General features: G+C 41.8%; 17 protein-coding genes. 7 read left to right on the forward strand and 10 right to left on the reverse strand.

The window, feature by feature from the left end:
• Positions 1 to 179: 179 nt before the first annotated feature.
• Positions 180 to 701, forward strand: coding sequence for a low affinity iron permease family protein (locus BM176_RS20175; protein WP_090106148.1), 522 nt, complete (start codon positions 180 to 182; stop codon positions 699 to 701).
• A gap of 76 nt (positions 702 to 777) precedes the next feature.
• Here BM176_RS20175 and BM176_RS20180 read toward each other — a convergent pair whose 3' ends face one another.
• From BM176_RS20180 to BM176_RS20190, 3 genes are read right to left on the reverse strand one after another with little or no spacing between them, the layout of a single operon-like run.
• On the reverse strand, positions 778 to 2217 hold the full coding sequence (locus tag BM176_RS20180) for a hybrid sensor histidine kinase/response regulator (protein WP_090106149.1): 1440 nt from the start codon (positions 2215 to 2217) through the stop codon (positions 778 to 780).
• The gene (locus tag BM176_RS20185; RefSeq protein WP_090106150.1) at positions 2214 to 2678 is read right to left on the reverse strand and encodes a response regulator; all 465 of its coding nucleotides are present in this window, start codon (positions 2676 to 2678) and stop codon (positions 2214 to 2216) included. Before BM176_RS20185 ends, BM176_RS20180 begins: the two co-directional genes overlap by 4 nt.
• A complete protein-coding gene (locus tag BM176_RS20190) occupies positions 2665 to 4104 on the reverse strand; it encodes a sensor histidine kinase (protein WP_090106151.1) in 1440 nt (479 codons plus the stop codon). Before BM176_RS20190 ends, BM176_RS20185 begins: the two co-directional genes overlap by 14 nt.
• Positions 4105 to 4470: 366 nt before the next feature.
• On the opposite strand from BM176_RS20190, the gene BM176_RS20195 reads away from it, so the two are divergent.
• Together BM176_RS20195 and BM176_RS20200 are read left to right on the forward strand one after the other, a co-directional pair.
• Entirely contained in the window at positions 4471 to 4758 is a 288-nt protein-coding gene (locus BM176_RS20195) for a hypothetical protein (RefSeq protein ID WP_143097867.1), read from the forward strand.
• 31 nt (positions 4759 to 4789) lie between these two features.
• Entirely contained in the window at positions 4790 to 5431 is a 642-nt protein-coding gene (locus tag BM176_RS20200) for a YciE/YciF ferroxidase family protein (RefSeq protein ID WP_090106153.1), read from the forward strand.
• 201 nt (positions 5432 to 5632) lie between these two features.
• Here the strand turns inward: BM176_RS20200 and BM176_RS20205 are convergent, their stop codons facing one another.
• Positions 5633 to 5980 carry a hypothetical protein gene (locus BM176_RS20205; RefSeq protein ID WP_090106511.1) on the reverse strand — a complete coding sequence of 116 codons (348 nt, stop codon included), beginning with the start codon at positions 5978 to 5980 and terminating at the stop codon, positions 5633 to 5635.
• Between the two features lie 88 nt (positions 5981 to 6068).
• Between BM176_RS20205 and BM176_RS20210 the strand changes: the two genes are divergently transcribed.
• Positions 6069 to 6845, forward strand: a complete 777-nt coding sequence (locus tag BM176_RS20210) for a non-homologous end joining protein Ku (protein WP_090106154.1) — start codon at positions 6069 to 6071, stop codon at positions 6843 to 6845.
• Positions 6846 to 6891: 46 nt separating this feature from the next.
• Positions 6892 to 7329 (forward strand): hypothetical protein, encoded by a 438-nt coding sequence (locus tag BM176_RS20215; RefSeq protein ID WP_143097868.1) that lies wholly within the window; start codon positions 6892 to 6894, stop codon positions 7327 to 7329.
• Between the two features lie 2 nt (positions 7330 to 7331).
• Here BM176_RS20215 and chrA read toward each other — a convergent pair whose 3' ends face one another.
• Positions 7332 to 8486 carry a chromate efflux transporter gene (gene chrA, locus BM176_RS20220; RefSeq protein ID WP_255373552.1) on the reverse strand — a complete coding sequence of 385 codons (1155 nt, stop codon included), beginning with the start codon at positions 8484 to 8486 and terminating at the stop codon, positions 7332 to 7334.
• A gap of 234 nt (positions 8487 to 8720) precedes the next feature.
• Between chrA and BM176_RS20225 the strand changes: the two genes are divergently transcribed.
• Positions 8721 to 9740, forward strand: coding sequence for an alpha/beta hydrolase (locus tag BM176_RS20225; protein ID WP_090106157.1), 1020 nt, complete (start codon positions 8721 to 8723; stop codon positions 9738 to 9740).
• 60 nt (positions 9741 to 9800) lie between these two features.
• Here the strand turns inward: BM176_RS20225 and BM176_RS20230 are convergent, their stop codons facing one another.
• From BM176_RS20230 to asnS, 3 genes are all read right to left on the reverse strand, one after another.
• Positions 9801 to 10757: an isopenicillin N synthase family dioxygenase gene (locus tag BM176_RS20230; protein ID WP_090106158.1), complete on the reverse strand. Its 957-nt coding sequence runs from the start codon at positions 10755 to 10757 to the stop codon at positions 9801 to 9803.
• Positions 10758 to 10803: 46 nt separating this feature from the next.
• The gene (locus BM176_RS20235; RefSeq protein ID WP_090106159.1) at positions 10804 to 11328 is read right to left on the reverse strand and encodes an ExbD/TolR family protein; all 525 of its coding nucleotides are present in this window, start codon (positions 11326 to 11328) and stop codon (positions 10804 to 10806) included.
• Positions 11329 to 11510: 182 nt separating this feature from the next.
• Positions 11511 to 12950, reverse strand: coding sequence for an asparagine--tRNA ligase (asnS, locus tag BM176_RS20240; RefSeq protein WP_090106160.1), 1440 nt, complete (start codon positions 12948 to 12950; stop codon positions 11511 to 11513).
• A 504-nt stretch (positions 12951 to 13454) separates the two neighbouring features.
• Between asnS and rho the strand changes: the two genes are divergently transcribed.
• Entirely contained in the window at positions 13455 to 15134 is a 1680-nt protein-coding gene (gene rho / locus BM176_RS20245) for a transcription termination factor Rho (protein ID WP_369823748.1), read from the forward strand.
• A gap of 31 nt (positions 15135 to 15165) precedes the next feature.
• On the opposite strand, the gene BM176_RS20250 is transcribed toward rho, so the two are convergent.
• Together BM176_RS20250 and BM176_RS20255 are read right to left on the reverse strand one after the other, a co-directional pair.
• A complete protein-coding gene (locus BM176_RS20250; protein WP_090106162.1) occupies positions 15166 to 15921 on the reverse strand; it encodes a LytR/AlgR family response regulator transcription factor in 756 nt (251 codons plus the stop codon).
• A gap of 25 nt (positions 15922 to 15946) precedes the next feature.
• Positions 15947 to 17893, reverse strand: a complete 1947-nt coding sequence (locus tag BM176_RS20255) for a histidine kinase (protein WP_090106163.1) — start codon at positions 17891 to 17893, stop codon at positions 15947 to 15949.
• Between the last annotated feature and the right edge of the window lie 29 nt (positions 17894 to 17922).

Genomic DNA, 17922 nt, shown 5'->3' on the forward strand with positions numbered 1-17922 from the left:
ATGAAATTATTCTAACAAACCGCCGTATGCCGAACGGCACGTACGGTGGTGTGAGAGGACAGTGAGGGAAATAATCCCTCACTTCCTACTCGATTTGGCAATCCATGATCTAAACAGATAGTCGGTTTTCTTTGCCGGTATATAATTTGTATTCCCTATGGTATAAAATACATAACGTTATGCAAGCCGAAAAAGGTCAGAACAACCATAAAGAGGAACATAGAAAAGTAAATATATTCGAACATTTTTCAAGTAAAGTAAGTCATGTCACTGGTTCTCCTTTAGCGTTTATAATAGCATTGTTTACTATCATTGCATGGGGTATAACAGGCCCGATATTCAATTATTCAGATACCTGGCAGCTTGTTATTAATACCGGTACCACTATTATTACTTTTCTGATGCTATTTGTAATCCAGAAATCGCAGAACAAGGATTCTAAATCGGTGCAACTGAAATTGAATGAACTGATTGCTGCGAACAAATTTGCGAGTAATCGTCTGATTGTAGTAGAGGATTTATCTGAAGAAGAATTAGATGTATTACATAATTATTATTCCAAACTGGCCGAAGAAACCAAGAAGAGGATCAATATGAAAGAATCCCATTCTATAGAAGAAGCGATTGATAATACAGATCAGAAATTAAGCATGGAACCAATAAACAGAAAAGATAAAAAGGGAACAAATCCATTGAACTAATATTGAATAAAAAACTCCTGACGGTACCAGCTTTGTGCAAACAGGGTATTGTCAGGAGTTTTCAAAATATGTGTTACTAAGATAAGCTTACAGGTAATACAATTGTAAATGTACTCCCGTTATTAAGCTGACTTTCTGCATGCACTGTCCCTTTATGATTCATAATGATGTTCTGTGTACTGGTAAGTCCCAGCCCGGTTCCTTTGGGTTTATTAGTAAAGAACGGATCAAAGAGACGGGCTCTCGTTTCTTCAGGAATACCGGGACCGTTGTCAGATATCATAATGATCGCTTTGTCTTTCAGGCGTTCTGTATGTATGGTTAATAAGCCTTTGGATGGTGTCATAGCCTCTATGCCATTAATGATAATGTTCAAAAGCGCAATAACAATTTTCTCATCATCTGCAGGAACCATTACATCTGGTTTCATATACTCCTTCTGAACTTTTATCTCATTCAGCTGCAAACGATCCTGAGCAAGTACCAATGCTTTTTCTGTTAATTCGTTGATACCGTGAGGACGAATATTTAATTCTATCATCCGGGTAGAATGCAGTAGTTCCGTAATCAGCTGATTGATACGGGTACAGTTCCGTTCAATGATATCAACGTATACCTGACTTTCTTCCACACTTACTGGTTCTCCTTTAAACTGGCTTACCGCCAGGAGGATGTTCGTCAGGGGATTTCTTACCTCATGTGCAATTACACGGGCTATACGGCCGGTGATTACAAACTTTTGCTGTTGCTGTTTTTCCAGTTCCTCCCGCTTTCTTTCTGTAATATCCTGTACCACACAAAGGAACACCTGTTCTGCTTCATCCAATGTTACAGCACTTACCAATACATCCAGCTTTTTGCCTTCTTTGGTTAGGAAGTTATATTCTTTTTGAAGGCTGGAATCTTCTCCGCAAATATGATCGAAGAAGTATTTGCTTTGCTCTTCATAGAAAAAAAGTTGTTTCAGATTCAGCTGAAGGATCTCTTCTTTACTATACTGCAGTGTTCTGATAGCCGAAGGATTGGCATCTATTATATTCTTATGGCAGTCTGCGAGGATGATGAGATCATGTGCTTTTTCGAATACGCTGAAGTATTTCTTTTCTTTCTCTTCAATTACACGTAGATGGTGTGCTTCGTCCAGTGCATAACGTATAGAACGTTCCAGCAGGTCTGCGCTGATCTCTCCTTTTACAAGGTAATCGGAGGCTCCAGCCTGCATGGCCTCTTTATCTATAGTATAATCACCTTTACCGGTAAGCATAATTACCGGTGCATTAAATTGTAATTGCTGGAAGTGATGCAATATATCAATCCCCGTATAGGGTCCCAGGCGATAATCTACGAGATAAACATCATGTTTTTTCCTGTCTATTTCCTCCAGTGCTTTTGAATAGGTGGGAGCCCAGTCGAGCAGATATTGTCCTGGTGAAATATCCTGTAATAATTGGCTCACCAGGTAAAAATCATCCTCATCATCGTCAATCATCAGGATGTGAACAGGTAAATCCGTCATTTCATTAATACATTTGGCAGTTCTGCAATTTCAAACCAGTATTTTCCCACTATCCGGGTAAATTCAACCAGTCCGGAATAAGTAACCGGTTTAATGATAAAGCTGTTTACTCCCAGCTCATAGCTATTTACAACATCTTTTTCTTCCATTGAAGTGGTAAATACAATAACAGGAATACTTTTTAGAATCAGGTCGGTTTTCAGTTCGCGTAAGGCTTCCCGTCCGTCTTTTTTAGGCATATTCAAATCCAGCAGGATAATCTGTGGAAACGGGTGTAGCGTTTCATCCGCATAATGACCGTTGCGTTTGAGGTAATGCAACAGTTCTTCGCCGTTTTCCACAAAGCTGATGTTGTGCTGTGTACTGTTTTGATCAAAAGCTGCCTTAATTAGCTCCCTGTCATCTGCATCATCATCTGCAATAAGGATGCTAATCTTTTCGGCAGTTTTAATTGGAATCATTTTGATGGGTTTGAATGAGAGGTAGTATAACTACAAAAGTTGCCCCCTTACCCGGGTAGCCGTAAGCCATGATCTGCCCATGATGACTGTCTACTATCTTTTTGCAGATAGCAAGCCCTATTCCGGTTCCCGAATATTCGCTCATGCCATGGAGTCTTTGAAACAGCTGGAAGATGCGTTCAGCATGAACTGGGTCAAACCCGATTCCATTATCTTCTATATAAATGCGGCAAAAAGTGTCTTCTGCCCGGTTTTCTTCTATAATGAGATCAATTTCTTTTCCTTTCAATACCTGGTTGGTAATATTAATCACCAACTGGCGGTCGGGGTGGGCAAATTTGATAGCATTGGCCAGCATGTTCTGAAAAAGTTGATGAAAGGAAGTGGCACTGCCTTCTATAACCGGGAGGGGGCCAGCTGTTATGCTGGCATTATGCTCCTGCAAACTAACTTCGAGATCACTGGTCACTTCCTGTAGCAGACTGCTCATATCTACTTTGGTAATACTTTCCGGTGTAATACGTCCTGCCCGGGAAAAAAGAAGAAGGTCGTTGATAAGTACCCGCATCCTGGATACTGCACCAACCATCCGGTTTATCATTTCGCTGGCTTCCGGCGGGAGTTGTTCTCCGTATTTCATCTGGAGGCGATCACTGAAAGTGGATATTTTTCGTAATGGCTCCTGCAGGTCATGAGAAGCTACATAGGCGAATTGTTCCAGTTCTTCGTTCGATTTATTCAGCAGGATAATATTCTGCTGCAGATTGCGCTGGTAAGATTTTAACCGGGTTTCTATATGTAATTGTAAACGGAATTCCCTGGTGAGTGTAACATAGGAATAAATCCCGATAAGAATAGCCACCAGCGAAGAAATGAATATTACAGGTACCCAGATGGCAGAAAAGAATTTGTACAGTTCGGATTTCTCATGCAAATGAGCTTCCTCTATCAGCATCATGTCCTGCACTTTCCGGTCTATTTTAGACATTGATTTCTCTCCCTGCTGTACTGCAGAGGTATCCCTCTGGAGTGAAGTTTTGGGCTGTTCTCCTTCCATTAGCTGCCGGTACTTATTATCAAGCAATAATTTAAGAGTGTCCAGGTGTAATTGCTGTTGTGGATTATCAGCAGTTATCCGCCGTAGTATCAGATATTCTTCGGCAATTTTAATACTGCGTTGCTGCATATCTGGTTGCAGGAAAGAGGCGTCTTTTGTGATATTATAACCACGAATGGCAGCTTCCGCATCTTTCAGCTGCCGGGTTATCACTTCAAGCCTTTTAGAAACTTCAATAGTATGATTCAGCCATTTGGCATTATCTAGCAGATTTTTTGTGACAAGGTAGGAACATATAGATGCGGCGATTACAACTGTGCATGCTATAAAGAAGCCGAACCTTACTTTTTTCTGTACTGGAATGTGCATTTGGCTGAACTATTATGTATATAACTGAGCATTCGAATTTACTATATTATTAATAATCAGCATAAATTATTAATTGTTTCTCTTGGAATATGTGGGGAATAACTGATGAAGTATGCAACAATTTCTACACAATGAAAGCACGTAAAGGTCGTGATCGCTGCATGTTTTCATATAGTCCTAAACGTGAATTATTAATTGATCAGATCCCATACTGTAGGTTGTTTGCAGAGAAATATACTTAGCCCTTATTCTTACTGATTGTTTGCTGGAATGAACTTTGTTTTTTCAATTACGGGAATGCTGAATGATACAGATCTAAATAGCAGCAAAACAGAAGATTTGTTTACTCACACAAAAAGAATAATCATGCAATATTATAATATGTCTGCGGGAGATAAACCGGGAGGGAAGCCCGAACCTATCGGGGTTCCTGTGAGAGAACAACCGCCAAATCCAGGGCCGGAAATAACACCTCCGCCTTCACCGCAGGGCCCGCCACCTCCGATACCGAACGAAGTGCCGGATCATGATATCCACCGTACACCACCGAATCCTAAAGCAGGTAAACAGAGCAATGCAGAGAATGATGCACTGATAGCAGAACAGGACCGGGAAGATGTACAGGAAAGATCTCCTGATCTCTTGAATAAATAAATTATTTACCAATTATAAACTCCAAATAAAAATGGCGACTAAAATCCAGGCAAAAACCGGAACAAACGGTACAGCCACCAAACAAAACGGTAGTCCAAAAAGTGTGGCTGCAAAGAATACTGTAGTTGTTACCCGTTCTGCTTCCAGGGCTAAGCCCGGCAGTAAAAAACAGGATATGCCCAACTCCAGGTTCCATAAACTATTTGTGGATGAACTTAAAGACATTTACTGGGCTGCGAAAGCACTGGTAAAAACATTAGGTAAAATGCAAAAGGCTGCTACATCTGACGAACTGACAAAGGCAATCAGCGATCACCAGGAAGTTACAAGAGAACAGATTACAAGACTGGAGCAGGTATTTGAAAGCATTGACCAGGAACCTAAAACCAAGAAATGTGAAGCAATGGCCGGATTGATCACAGAAAGCCAGGAAGTAGTGGATGATACAGACGAAGATTCTGCTGTAAGGGATGTAGCTATTATCATCTGTTCCCAGAAGATAGCACATTACCAAATTGCTGCTTATGGGAGTCTGCGTACACTCGCAAATGTTATGGGACATACCGAAGCCGCAGATTTTTTGGCAGAGAGTTTAAGCGAAGAAAAAGAAGCTGATAATCTGCTTACAATGATAGCAGAGTCTTCTGTAAATGAAGAGGCTTCTGCAGAATAATATTACTACTTATGAGAACCCCCGGGCCTCTGCATTTTAAAAGTGTATGAGGCCTTCTTTTTGAAATACCCCTCTACAGTTCAGTACGGTTAGTGGTGTGGCGGACAAACTGGGGAATTACAGCATGATTGAGAATCAAAAGGAGTAAATATAAATAGGCGGTGGCAGGAGAAATTGCCACCGCCTATTATAATAATTTAATTACGCAAAGATCAACTGATCCTCTCTGTCTTCTACCGGTATTTTCTGGATAAATTCATCAAATCCTGCCTCTTCATGGGTGCTGTACATACCATAGGCATCCAGGACATAGCCTATTTCTCCATCTTTATCTTCCATGAGATATAATATGGACATGTCGCCCGGATCGGACTCTCCTTCAAACCGGTAGGTTTTAATAATTTTCAACTCATCAGGATTGTAAATCTTTTGCTTTTCAGTATTCTGCATCCTGCCGTGGTCACTCATTTTTAATTCGTGATCAAGGCCTTTTAGATGCAATTTTTCTAATACCCTGCTTAGGGTTGTCATTTCACCTGGCTTTTCCATAAAAAGAAGGTTTTTTGTAAGAGCGTAAGTCCAAAAGCCATGCCATGGCATATAGTTTGGATTCAACTGATTATTAAATCCTACTATTATGAGAGCAGTTTGGTCAGGAACAATAGGATTCGGTCTGGTAAATATTCCCATAAAGCTATACAGTGCTTCGCAGGACAGCAGACTGGACCTTGATATGCTTGATAAGAAAAATCATGCACATATCAGATTTCAGCGGGTAAATGAGGATACGGGAAAAGAAGTTCCCTGGGAACAGATTGTGAAAGGATATTTATACAATGATGAATATGTGATTCTGCAGGACGAAGATTTTGAGGAAGCCAGTCCGAAAAAAAACAAAATTATCACAATAGAATCCTTTGTGAAAGTGGCGGAGATAGATAATATCTATTTCGAATCTCCTTACTACATTGAACCACAAAAGGCGGGTGAAAAAGCATATGAATTATTGCTGAAAACATTGCAGAAAACGGGGAAAGCAGGCCTTGGGCGTTTTGTTCTTCGTACAAGTGAACATCTTGTTGTGATTCGTCCGCGGGATAATTATTTACTATTGCATCAATTACGGTTTGAACAGGAGATACGCTCTCCTAAAGATCTTACATTACCCTCTGGCATAAAGATCAGTAAACAGGAACTGGATATGGCAGCACAACTGGTAGAACAATATTCTACTGAGTTTGATATTACTGCATTCAAAGATGAGTATACAGCGGAACTGATGAAAATCATCAAAGCAAAGGCCTCCGGCAAGCGTCGTACAGTAAAGAAATTAACAGTAGCACATACCAAGAGCACAGACCTTTTCAGTCAGTTGAAAGCAAGTCTGGGAGGCAATAAAAAACGGGCATCTTAATCGTTTTACACACTATAAAGTATTGTTAGTCTTAAACCGGAAAGTTATGGAAACAGCTCATCGCATGGTTAATCTCGCACCAAGATATGGTATTGTCATTGCCGTTATGTCAATTGTATTCAACATAATTTTCAATGTAACGAAAACTGCAGATAACCTGTGGACAGGCTACTTCGCTGCGTTGCTGGTTTTCCTGGGAGTGTTGTTCTCTGTTATTCATTATAACAGTCAGCATCATGAAAAAACATCTGCGCTGGCTTTATTCAGTATGGGATTCAGAACTACCTTATGGGCAGTAGTGATCATTTCATTATTCTCCATTGCATTTCACCTGCTGGTATCTGATAAAGTAGAAGACTCCAATTTCTGGATCTCATTATTGGGGAATGTATTGTTCGTCCCATTTGTATTGGGAGTGCTGGCTTCTTTAATTAGCTCAATGGTATTTAAGAGAAACCAGAAAACAACAAACCCCGGTAGCTGATGTTAAATCAGCCAGCCTAATAAAAGACAGGCCAGTACAATAAAAGGAGAGGGCAGCCGCGTGAACCAGAGTACTGTGAGTGTGGACAACATGATCAGAATATTGTACCATGTGGTAGGTATTGCCATAAAGAGCATTATGGTGGCTGCCCACATAACACCTACTACAGCAGCATTGATTCCTTCCAATGCACGATAAATGATTACATATTTTTTCAGATTATGCCATATCGGGAAGAAGAATAAGACCAGCAACAGACTGGGTAAGAAAATGGCTATTGGTGCCAGTATGCAGCCCAGAAATTGATAGCCGGTGCCCAGGTTACGCATTACCATACCTCCGGCATAAGCTGTAATAGAAAATGTTGGACCGGGCATTGCTCTCATTATACCTGCTCCGGTAAGCAGTTCTTCTGCACTCATGAACTGCGATTTTGCACGGGTTACATATTGTTCCAGCATCATTGCAATCAGAATATCTCCTCCTCCAAATACGAGACTACCGAAACGGTAAAAGTTCTCAAACAGGTTAAAGGGACGACGGGTAATCCAGTCATTAGTACGGGCTACCTCAGAAAATACACCCGCGAGTATAAACAACAGGGCAAACAGCCAGATATTGGTCCACTGGATTTTTTTTGGCTTATCTGCAATATTCGGGATACGCTTGTCGCTGAAGTTGGATACAATTCCCCCCAATATGATCAATGCGGGGAAAGTCCAGGGCGATTTCAGGAAAAACGCTGCTAGGAGGGCTACCACCATAATTGCGGTAGTGGCCTTGCTGCGTACACTGATGCGGTAAGCGCGGATACTGCCGTATACCAGGAAACCTACCGCCATAGGTTGAACGTATTTAAAGATATCGGTGTTTAATGCTTTCTGATCAAAGTATTGTAACAGGAAGCTTAATGAACCCATTAACAGGCAGGCAGGTGAAATCCATATAAGCAGTGTAACAACAGCCAGCGGCACACCACCACGTTTATACCCAATCAGCGTTAGTGTTTGGGAAGAGGATGCCCCGGGGAGCAACTGGCAGAAGGCATTGTATTCCATCAGTTCCTGCTCCGTTATATCCCTGCGCTGATGCACAAACGTTTTCAACATCATGGCCAGGTGGCCCTGAGGGCCTCCATATGCCGTTATGCTGTGCATAAAGACTGCTTTCAAAAAAGGAATATGACGTAGAAACACAGATGAGAGATTATTCGGTGCCCGAATTTCAATAAAAAATTAAAGATAGCAAAGTATTAGAATGCTAACAGCTTGATTTTGTTCCATTCATAAAAAAACAAATATACGGGCATAATACTTGTAATTATTGTTTTATACAGCAAGCCGTGTGTAAGCGACCCCTCCGGCCTGAATTACTCCAAAACTATAAAATATATGAAGAGATTATTGATTCTACTGCTTCTGGCTTTATCTTCAGTTGCTTATGCACAGTTATCTTTTTACAATAGTGACGCTTACTGGTCTAACTTCTGCCTGCAGACCTCCTGTGTGGAAGCCTCTGTTACGGATACCTGCCTGGTATTTGTAAGTAACCGTCACCTTCATCCGGATAATCTACGTTTTGTGGATGAATATGTGGATACTACTGGTCTTAAATATTTCTTTTTACGAAAACGTGCCGGTAAATGGAATGTTTACCAGGCATCCAGCTTAAAGGAGGCCATGCTCCTGTTACCAGAAAAAAGAGACATTGTGGTATATACCGAAGGAATGGGTAAGATCTTTACTACCAATGTAGAAAGGGCCTTGCTGATGCGGTCACAGTATCATGTAAACGTAGTAATGTTCGATTATTCCAGTATTAATACTACCTACAAGCCTACCAGGAACTTCAACTTTGCAAAGAAAAATGCCCGGTTATCGGCTCCTGATTATTTCCAGTTATTAAAAACTTTACAGAAGGCACGCCTGGATAAAGAAGACTGGGTACAGGATGTAAAAATCTCTACCTTTTACCATAGTATGGGTAACATTATCCTCATGGAAATGATGCAACATCAGCCCTATCAGGATTTAAACAGCCAGCCATTCATTGATAACCTGGTAATAAATGCGGCCTGTGTGCCACAGAAAAAACATAAAGAATGGGTGGAACATATTCAGTTTGCCAGTAAGGTGTATATACATTATAACCGGACCGACTGGCAACTGAAAGCTGCACACATCCTTACTTTCAAGGCCCAGCTGGGCGAAAAGGTGAGAAGACAGCGGGCTGCCAATGCGACGTATGTTAATTTTCACGGACAGGGAGAGCGACAACATAGCTATTTTCTCAACTTTCCCCAGAATGACTACAGGATGACGGACGCTATGAAGGAATACTTTGGCAGTTTATTTACAGGAAATACAGCAAAACTGAAGGATGATAAATCGCCTTTACTGATAAGTAATTAGGCCACAAGGTTATAATGAATGGGCTCCTGATGTAATTATCATCCACCAGGAACCCATTTGTTATTTCTTTAGTCCTATTTCCCTCAGCCTTTCGTCAAGGTATTCGCCGGCAGTGATAGGCGCATATTCTTTGGGATTTGTATCTGAGATACAGCTCTCAAGGCAATCAAGTGGCATAACCGATCTCGGATGCAGGAAGAACGGAATTGAATAACGGCTGGTATTCCACATTTCGCGGGGAGGATTTACTACACGATGGGTAGTGGATTTTAACCGGTTATTCGTTAAGCGCTGCAACATATCTCCTACATTCACCACTATCTGTTCCGGAAGGGAGGTAACTGGCACCCAGTTATTTTGTTTATCCAGGATTTGCAACCCATCTGCAGAAGCGCCTACCAGCAAGGTTATCAGGTTAATATCTTCATGCTGTTCCGCACGAATGGCAGAAGCAGGTTCCTTTGTAATAGGCGGATAATGGATCGCTCTCAATATTGAATTACCATTATGTACCTGTGGATCAAAAAAATGCTCATCTAATCCCAGATATAATGCAATAGCCTGTAGCAGGGAGGTTCCTGACTTTTCAAAAGCCTTGTAGGCATTAAAGAAAGTAGGCGTGAATGGCGGTATCTCTTTCACTACAAGATTATCCGGGTATTCGCTACTAACAGGATCGTTGTCTTCAACTGTTTGTCCAAACTGGAAGAATTCTTTAAGGTCAGGCGCATCAAAGCCTTTGGCATGTTCTTTACCAAAAGATGTATATCCGCGCTGGCCGGCCAGTTCAGGCAATTCATATGTACGTTTTACATCGGATGGTAATGTAAAGAAAAGTTGTACATACTTGTAAAGATCTGCGATCAGTTCATCCGGAATACCATGATTTTTTACCGCTACAAAACCTACTTCTTCGTAAGCTTTTCCCAGCGCCTGCACAAAGGCAGCTTTGCTGGTGGCGTCGCCTGAGGTAAAGGCGGCAAGGTCCACAACTGGAATGGAATGAGTTATTGCCATAGTAAAAGGTTTTACTTTACTAAGGTAGATTAAAAAGAAGAAAATCTTATTTGAGGAAAGCCTTTTCTTCTGGCGTAATATCCACCATAGCATATCTGGCCACATCATTGATCAGCATTTCATCCATGATGTCCACTATATTTTTGTAATTAGCGGAATTGTCTGCTTTGATAAGTACCATCAGGTCATTTTTACCAAAGCGTTTAAATACTTCGCTTCGTTTTGAGAGGATCACATCGCGAATGCCGTTTGTGTTCGCATAACTGGTGTGAAGGATCTTTGGAGGATGTTGCAGATCGTTGCCCATACCGGCATAATAGGTGATCTTATCATGAGCACCGATAAGGATGGTCAATGCTTTACTATCAGCCAGTGAGGAGGCATCGCCATCATTACGAGGCATGATCAGATCCATTGTTTTAGGCTGTGATAAGGTGGTAGTGAGCATAAAGAAGGTAATGAGCAGAAAACCCAGATCTACCATAGGTGTCATATCTACGCGGGTACTTAACTTTTTAGAGCGGATGCCGCCCCTGTGGCCACTTTGTGTGCCGGTATTCATTTCAGCCATAACTAACTGTTTAAAATATACGAAATATGGATAGTGAAATGAAAGCGCTTTCAATAGTATAGATGCAGGGGGAGAATTATTCCATAAAAGGGAGGTTCTTATATGTTAGTCACTATAAACGAAACTCCCCATAAGTTCCCGGAGGAGTCTTATGGGGAGCCATAATATAATCAGGTTTGATTCTAGAATTCTGCGCTCTTTGGTGTGCGTGGGAAAGGAATTACATCGCGGATGTTGCCCATTCCTGTTACGAAGAGTACCAGTCTTTCAAATCCAAGACCAAAACCGGCATGTGGACAAGCGCCATAGCGGCGGGTATCCAGGTACCAGCTCATTTCATTTACAGGCAGGTGCATTTCTTCCATACGGGTTACCAGTTTATCGTAGTTTTCTTCTCTCTGGGAGCCGCCTACAATTTCACCGATACCAGGGAAGAGAATATCCATTGCGCGTACGGTTTTTCCGTCATCGTTCTGCTTCATATAGAAGGCTTTGATCGCTTTGGGATAATCTGTTAGAATGACTGGTTTTTTGAAATGTTTTTCTACAAGGTAACGTTCGTGTTCACTCTGGAGGTCTGCACCCCATTCTTCAATAATATAATCGAATTTCTTGCTTTTGTTTGGTTTGCTGTTCTTCAGAATATCAATAGCCTCTGTGTAGGTAAGGCGCATGAATTCATTATTCAGTACAAATTCCAGTTTCTGGATCAGGCCTAATTCGCTGCGTTCCTGCTGAGGTTTCTGTTTGTCTTCTTCTTCCAGGCGTTGTGCGAGGAATTCGAGATCTTCCCGGTTGTTTTCCAGCGCATAACCTATTACGGATTTGATAAAGGCTTCAGCCAGGTTCATATTATCTTCCAGATCGTAGAAGGCCATTTCAGGTTCAATCATCCAGAATTCAGCCAGGTGGCGGGCTGTATTGGAGTTTTCCGCTCTGAAGGTAGGGCCGAAAGTATAAACATCGCCAAATGCCATAGCTCCCAGTTCTCCTTCCAGTTGCCCGGAAACGGTAAGGTTGGTGGCTTTGCCAAAGAAGTCTTCTTTATAGTCTATTTCACCGTTTTCAGTCAGTGGCGGATTTTTAGGGTCCAGTGTGCTTACACGGAACATTTCGCCGGCACCTTCTGCATCAGAAGCTGTAATAATAGGAGTATGGAGGTATACAAATCCTCTTTCATTAAAGAATTTATGTACGGCAAAGGCCAGTGTGTGGCGTATGCGGAAGATGGCACCGAAGGTGTTGGTACGGAAGCGAAGATGTGCTATTTCGCGCAGATACTCCAGGCTGGGGCGGTTTTTCAGCTGCAGCGGATATTTCTCCGGATCACAGTCTCCCAGTATTTCAAGTTCCACCGCTTTTACTTCTACGCGCTGACCTTTACCCAGAGAAGGGATTACGGTACCTCTCACGCTGATAGCGGCGCCGGTGGTGAGTCGTTTCAGCACTTCGGGTGTTACAGAGCCCGGTTCCAGTACAATTTGCAGGTTATTATTAGTAGAGCCATCGTTCAGGGCTATAAACTGGTTGTTGCGGAAAGACCGGATCCAACCTTTTACTACTACATCATAGTTTGTGTTTTCGTCCAGCAATATTTGCCTGACTTTCACCCTTTGGCTCATAACTGTTTCAATTTTGGACTGCAAATTTAAGTGATATAGAGGAAACTGCATAGGGATTAAAACGATGGGAGACGCAGGACGTGCTCTAAAGAAAATGTTAAATAATACCGGGTTGCAAACACCTGATTGGCAGGAATGTTGATGTATGATTTGGGATGAGAACCCGAAAGATGCTATGGGAGGCTGTTTTATGCGATGGGATTGGAGATGATAGCTATTATGGACTAGGGCAGAACTGGCTGGGGGCGTGCTTTTTTTTTGGATAATAGCGAAACTTGTTTTAATCTTGCGTTACAATCTGCCTGATTAAGTTTTAATTTCCATCTTCATCAGCAGTCCTAAACTCAACATTCCCTATCAGATTTAATAACCAGATTAAATTTATTGGACTCAAAAAACAATTATTTGTAATTGGTGTATGTTGGTATGTAGTGGTACCCACCTCACAACACTTCTAAAATTTGACAACACACGATGATGTACGACATCTTACAATTGAACGACATGCTCGTTCCTGAGCTGCTTGATATTGCAGAGAAACTGGATGTGCCAAACGCCAAAAAATTGAGCAAACAGGATCTTATCTACAAAATTCTCGACAAGCAGGCAGTAATGGCCTCAGAAAGTAACCCGGCCAACGGAGAAGAAAAAAAGACACGTAAACGGAAATCAGCGAAGGAAGAAGCAGCAGCAGTAGCAGAAGCCGCGTCATCAGACGAAAAACCTAAACGTGGCAGAAAACCAGCTGCCGGAGTGAAAACAAAGGAAGAAGAGCAGGAAGAGAAAAAAGTGCAGGAACAGCCTAAAGCAAAGAAAAAAGAATTCGATATAGATCTTGATAGCATTCCTTCTTTAACATTTGATGATGACGATGATGAGATCATTCCTCAGTTCACAGAAGATGAAAACGACGAAGAGGAAGAAGTAATTACATCTTTACCTTCACAGGACGATGACGACGAGGAAGAAGAGGATGATGATGATTTTGTGATGCCAGAACTTGAAGAACCTGTTATAGCTGTACAGAAACAGCGTTTCCAGAAGAAAGAACCAGCATTCAATATAGAATTTGACGGTATTATTATAAGTGAAGGCGTATTGGAAATGATGCCGGATGGTTACGGTTTCCTGCGCTCCTCCGATTATAACTATTTGAGTTCCCCAGACGATATTTATGTTTCTCCTTCCCAGATCAAGTTATTCGGCCTTAAAACAGGTGATACTGTTAAAGGTTCCGTAAGACCTCCAAAAGAAGGGGAAAAATATTTTGCCCTGCTGAAAGTAGAAACAATCAATAATAAATCACCGGAAGAAGTTCGCGACCGTGTGCCTTTTGATTATCTAACACCGTTATTTCCCTTCGAGAAATTAAGATTAACCACAACTTCCAATAACTATTCTACCCGTATCATGGATATGTTTACCCCTATAGGTAAAGGCCAGCGCGGATTGATAGTAGCACAGCCCAAGGTTGGTAAAACCATGTTGCTGAAAGAAGTGGCTAATGCTATTGCTACCAACCATCCGGAAGTATACCTGATGGTAGTGCTGATAGATGAACGTCCGGAAGAGGTAACAGATATGGAGCGTAGTGTAAAGGCCGAAGTAATTGCTTCTACCTTTGATGAACCTGCAGAAAAACACGTGAAAGTATCTGCCATCGCTTTACAGAAAGCAAAACGCCTGGTAGAATGCGGTCATGACGTAGTAATCCTGCTGGATTCCATTACCCGTCTTGCCCGTGCGCATAATACCGTGGCTCCTGCATCCGGCAAAGTATTGAGTGGTGGTGTGGAAGCTAATGCGATGCAGAAACCAAAACAATTCTTTGGTGCTGCCCGTAAAATTGAAAACGGTGGTTCCCTCACTATCCTTGCTACTGCATTGATCGATACCGGTTCTAAAATGGATGAGGTGATCTTTGAAGAGTTCAAGGGTACCGGTAACATGGAATTACAGCTTGACCGTAAACTGGCCAACAGACGTGTATTCCCGGCTATCGATGTGTCAGCTTCTTCTACCCGTCGTGATGATCTGTTACTTGAAAAAGATATTCTGAAACGTTTACATATCCTCAGGAATCACCTGGCAGATATGAATACAGAAGAATCCATGCATTTTATGTTGCAACACATGAGAGGCACAAAGAATAATGAAGAATTCCTTATTTCGATGAATGGATAAAGAAATAAAAAAACCGGCTAAGCCGGTTTTTTTATTTGTATTGTTTCCAGTTGGCTATTAAATCTTTCTTCCTCCTTTCCGCTATTTCCAGTTTCTCCCCATTCTTTAACAACAGCTTATTTGTATTGGGAATGATTTGGCTGATCTGCGACAACTGTACCATCTGCAGGTTATTTACCTGGTAAAAACGTAATGAGCTAAAAAGGTCTGCATAATAACGGAAGGATCTTTCCGCTTGAAACTGCTGTCCATCTGCGAGATTAATGATACATTTCTCTATACCGGCTTCCAGGTAAGTGATCTCGTTTACAGGAACAGTGCAATCTTCTCCATTTACCAATGGTACCAGTATATTCAGGGAAACACTAAGTCCATTGATGAAATTATTGAGCAATACTTTATAGCGATTCTTACTGGCCTGCGTCTGGATGCGGGTTTTAATGATATGAACGGCAGAAGTAAGGCTTTCCCTGTCTATCGGTTTCAGGATAATTTCTACCTCACTAAAACGGATAGTATGGAGGAATTTCTTTTCAAAAGCAGTTACAAACACAGCTTCAAAAGGTGTTTCTTCCTGTGTGCCCATTAACACATCGAACCCTGTTCCATCCGGCATTTCAAGATCAAGAAAAACTAATTGGGGCTGATGTTGTTTGATGGTGGCAATGCCATCCGCACAGTCGCTGGCAGTTGCTGCTATCTGTACTTCCGGACAATATTTCTCCAGCATCAGGGCAATGATATCCCTGCTGTTGCGTTCATCATCTATAATAACGGCCTTTATCATATATAAAGTGAGTAGGGGTGGCGCTTTAAAGTTGGGGGATAAGAATCCTCACAATAGTACCACTTTCCCCAGTATTATTTTCTGATTTATCTATGATGTTTATATGAATCCCCGTATTGTACATCTTATTGAGCAGTTCTGCTCTGTTGGAACTGATTTCCATCCCGGAAGACTGATGATGTTTGGGTAGAGTACGCATTGTTTTGGAGCGCTTGATCCCTATTCCATTATCATCTACCAGGCATTCCAGCATATCGGATTCTATCTGGTTAAAACGGATCAGCAGTTTGCCGATAGGATGGTCTGTATTGGTCATCCCGTATTTTACAGCATTTTCTACATAAGGTTGTAGCAGCATTGCAGGGATTTCCAGTTCAGCAGTGGCAATAGCTGGATCTATAATTATTTCGTATTCCATTTTATTCTCGAAACGCATTTTTTCCAGTCCCAGGTAAGTGCTGAGATAAGCAATTTCGTCCGATAAGGAAATGAAGTTGCGGCGGGAGAAGTCCAGCGTTTTGCGGATGAGATAAGAGAAATCTGACAGGTATTTCTGTGCATATTCAAAATCCCGTTGCATCACGAAGAGCTGAATGGAATTAAGACAATTAAAGATAAAGTGAGGATTAATCTGCGCACGGATGGCTTTCAGTTCAATCTCCGTCAGTTTTTTATCATATTCGGTTTCCAGCTGTATTTTACGTTGTTCGTCCAGTTCCTGTTTTTTACGCAGAATTTCCGTGGTCTGTTCTTTTACCAGTTCTTCCAGTTGTTCATTCAATGTATGCTGTAGTTCTTTGTTTTTGTTTAGTTGTTTTATAAGCAGCTCCTGGGTGCGGGTCCTTTCGTGGTGTACCAGTTTATTCCGGTAGCTCAGTCCTGCAAGAAAGAACATGGATTGCAGTAATACGCCCAATATAACCAGCAGTGAAGGGGCAGATATTTCTCCTAATGCGCTAATGAGGCCCAGAGGGCGTATTAGCATCAGGAAGGAGCCAAGGCAGGCCATGTAAAAACAGAGTGAGCCGAAGAGGAAAAAGCGTACCAGCGGATGGTGGCGGGAACGTTTTGCCAGAGCTGTAAATACTGCCAGCAACGGAAGCAAAGTAGCAAGATATACATAACTGTAAATCATACCGGGTACCTGGTATTGTTCCCGGGCAATACAGTAAAAGCAGACGATGATGATCCCGCCTATGAAAGTAGCCACTGTGGTAAATAGCTTGTCCATGAAGGGATACCGCTCCTGTAAATTCAGATATGCACTCCCAAAGGAGAGATATATGAGATAAAAGCAGAACAGCAGTGCCGGAATGTCCCAGTAATATTTAAGCATGGGCCAGCGATAAAATATAGATAGCTGGTAGGGTTTGCTTTCCAGTCTGAGGGCAAAGAACAGGATCAACCCCAGCATATAGGCTGCAAAATAGAGGTAGGAGCGATCCGGTAATTGGATATAATTGATGATAGCAATGGAGAGACATACCAGCAACATACCAAGCAATACCTGAATCAGCACTGTTTCTTTGCGGAAGTATTCCAGTTGGCTGTTGCGGAATTGCCCGTATTGCAGTGCATTATATAATACGGGCATCAGTGGATTTTCGTTATAGAATTTATTGGTGATATGAAGCAGGAAGCTGCGTGATTGTCCCGGAAGGACTTTCACTTTAAAGCCGTAGTGTTCCCATCTTTCCACATTATTGTTATCCAGCATAAGGCCGGTTTCCATAAGTAGCTGATAGTTGCCGGTGGCATCCTGTGCATACCAGTACATGTAATCATGCCATCCCGCAAAAAGCGTAAGTATGGAATCTTTTGTACCGGTATTTTGCACATGCAGCTTCATCCAGCAGTTATGTACTCTCCCGTTGTTCTTTTTCTGAGTATGAAAAAGTTGGCTGTTGTAGGTAAATGATGATGATAATACCTGTTGTAATGTTAGATGTCCTCCTTTATCTTCAAGGCTCATTAAATACGGGTGTAAATCAATACTGGAGG

This window comes from Chitinophaga sp. CF118 (assembly GCF_900112615.1).
In the GTDB taxonomy this organism is placed as follows: domain Bacteria; phylum Bacteroidota; class Bacteroidia; order Chitinophagales; family Chitinophagaceae; genus Chitinophaga.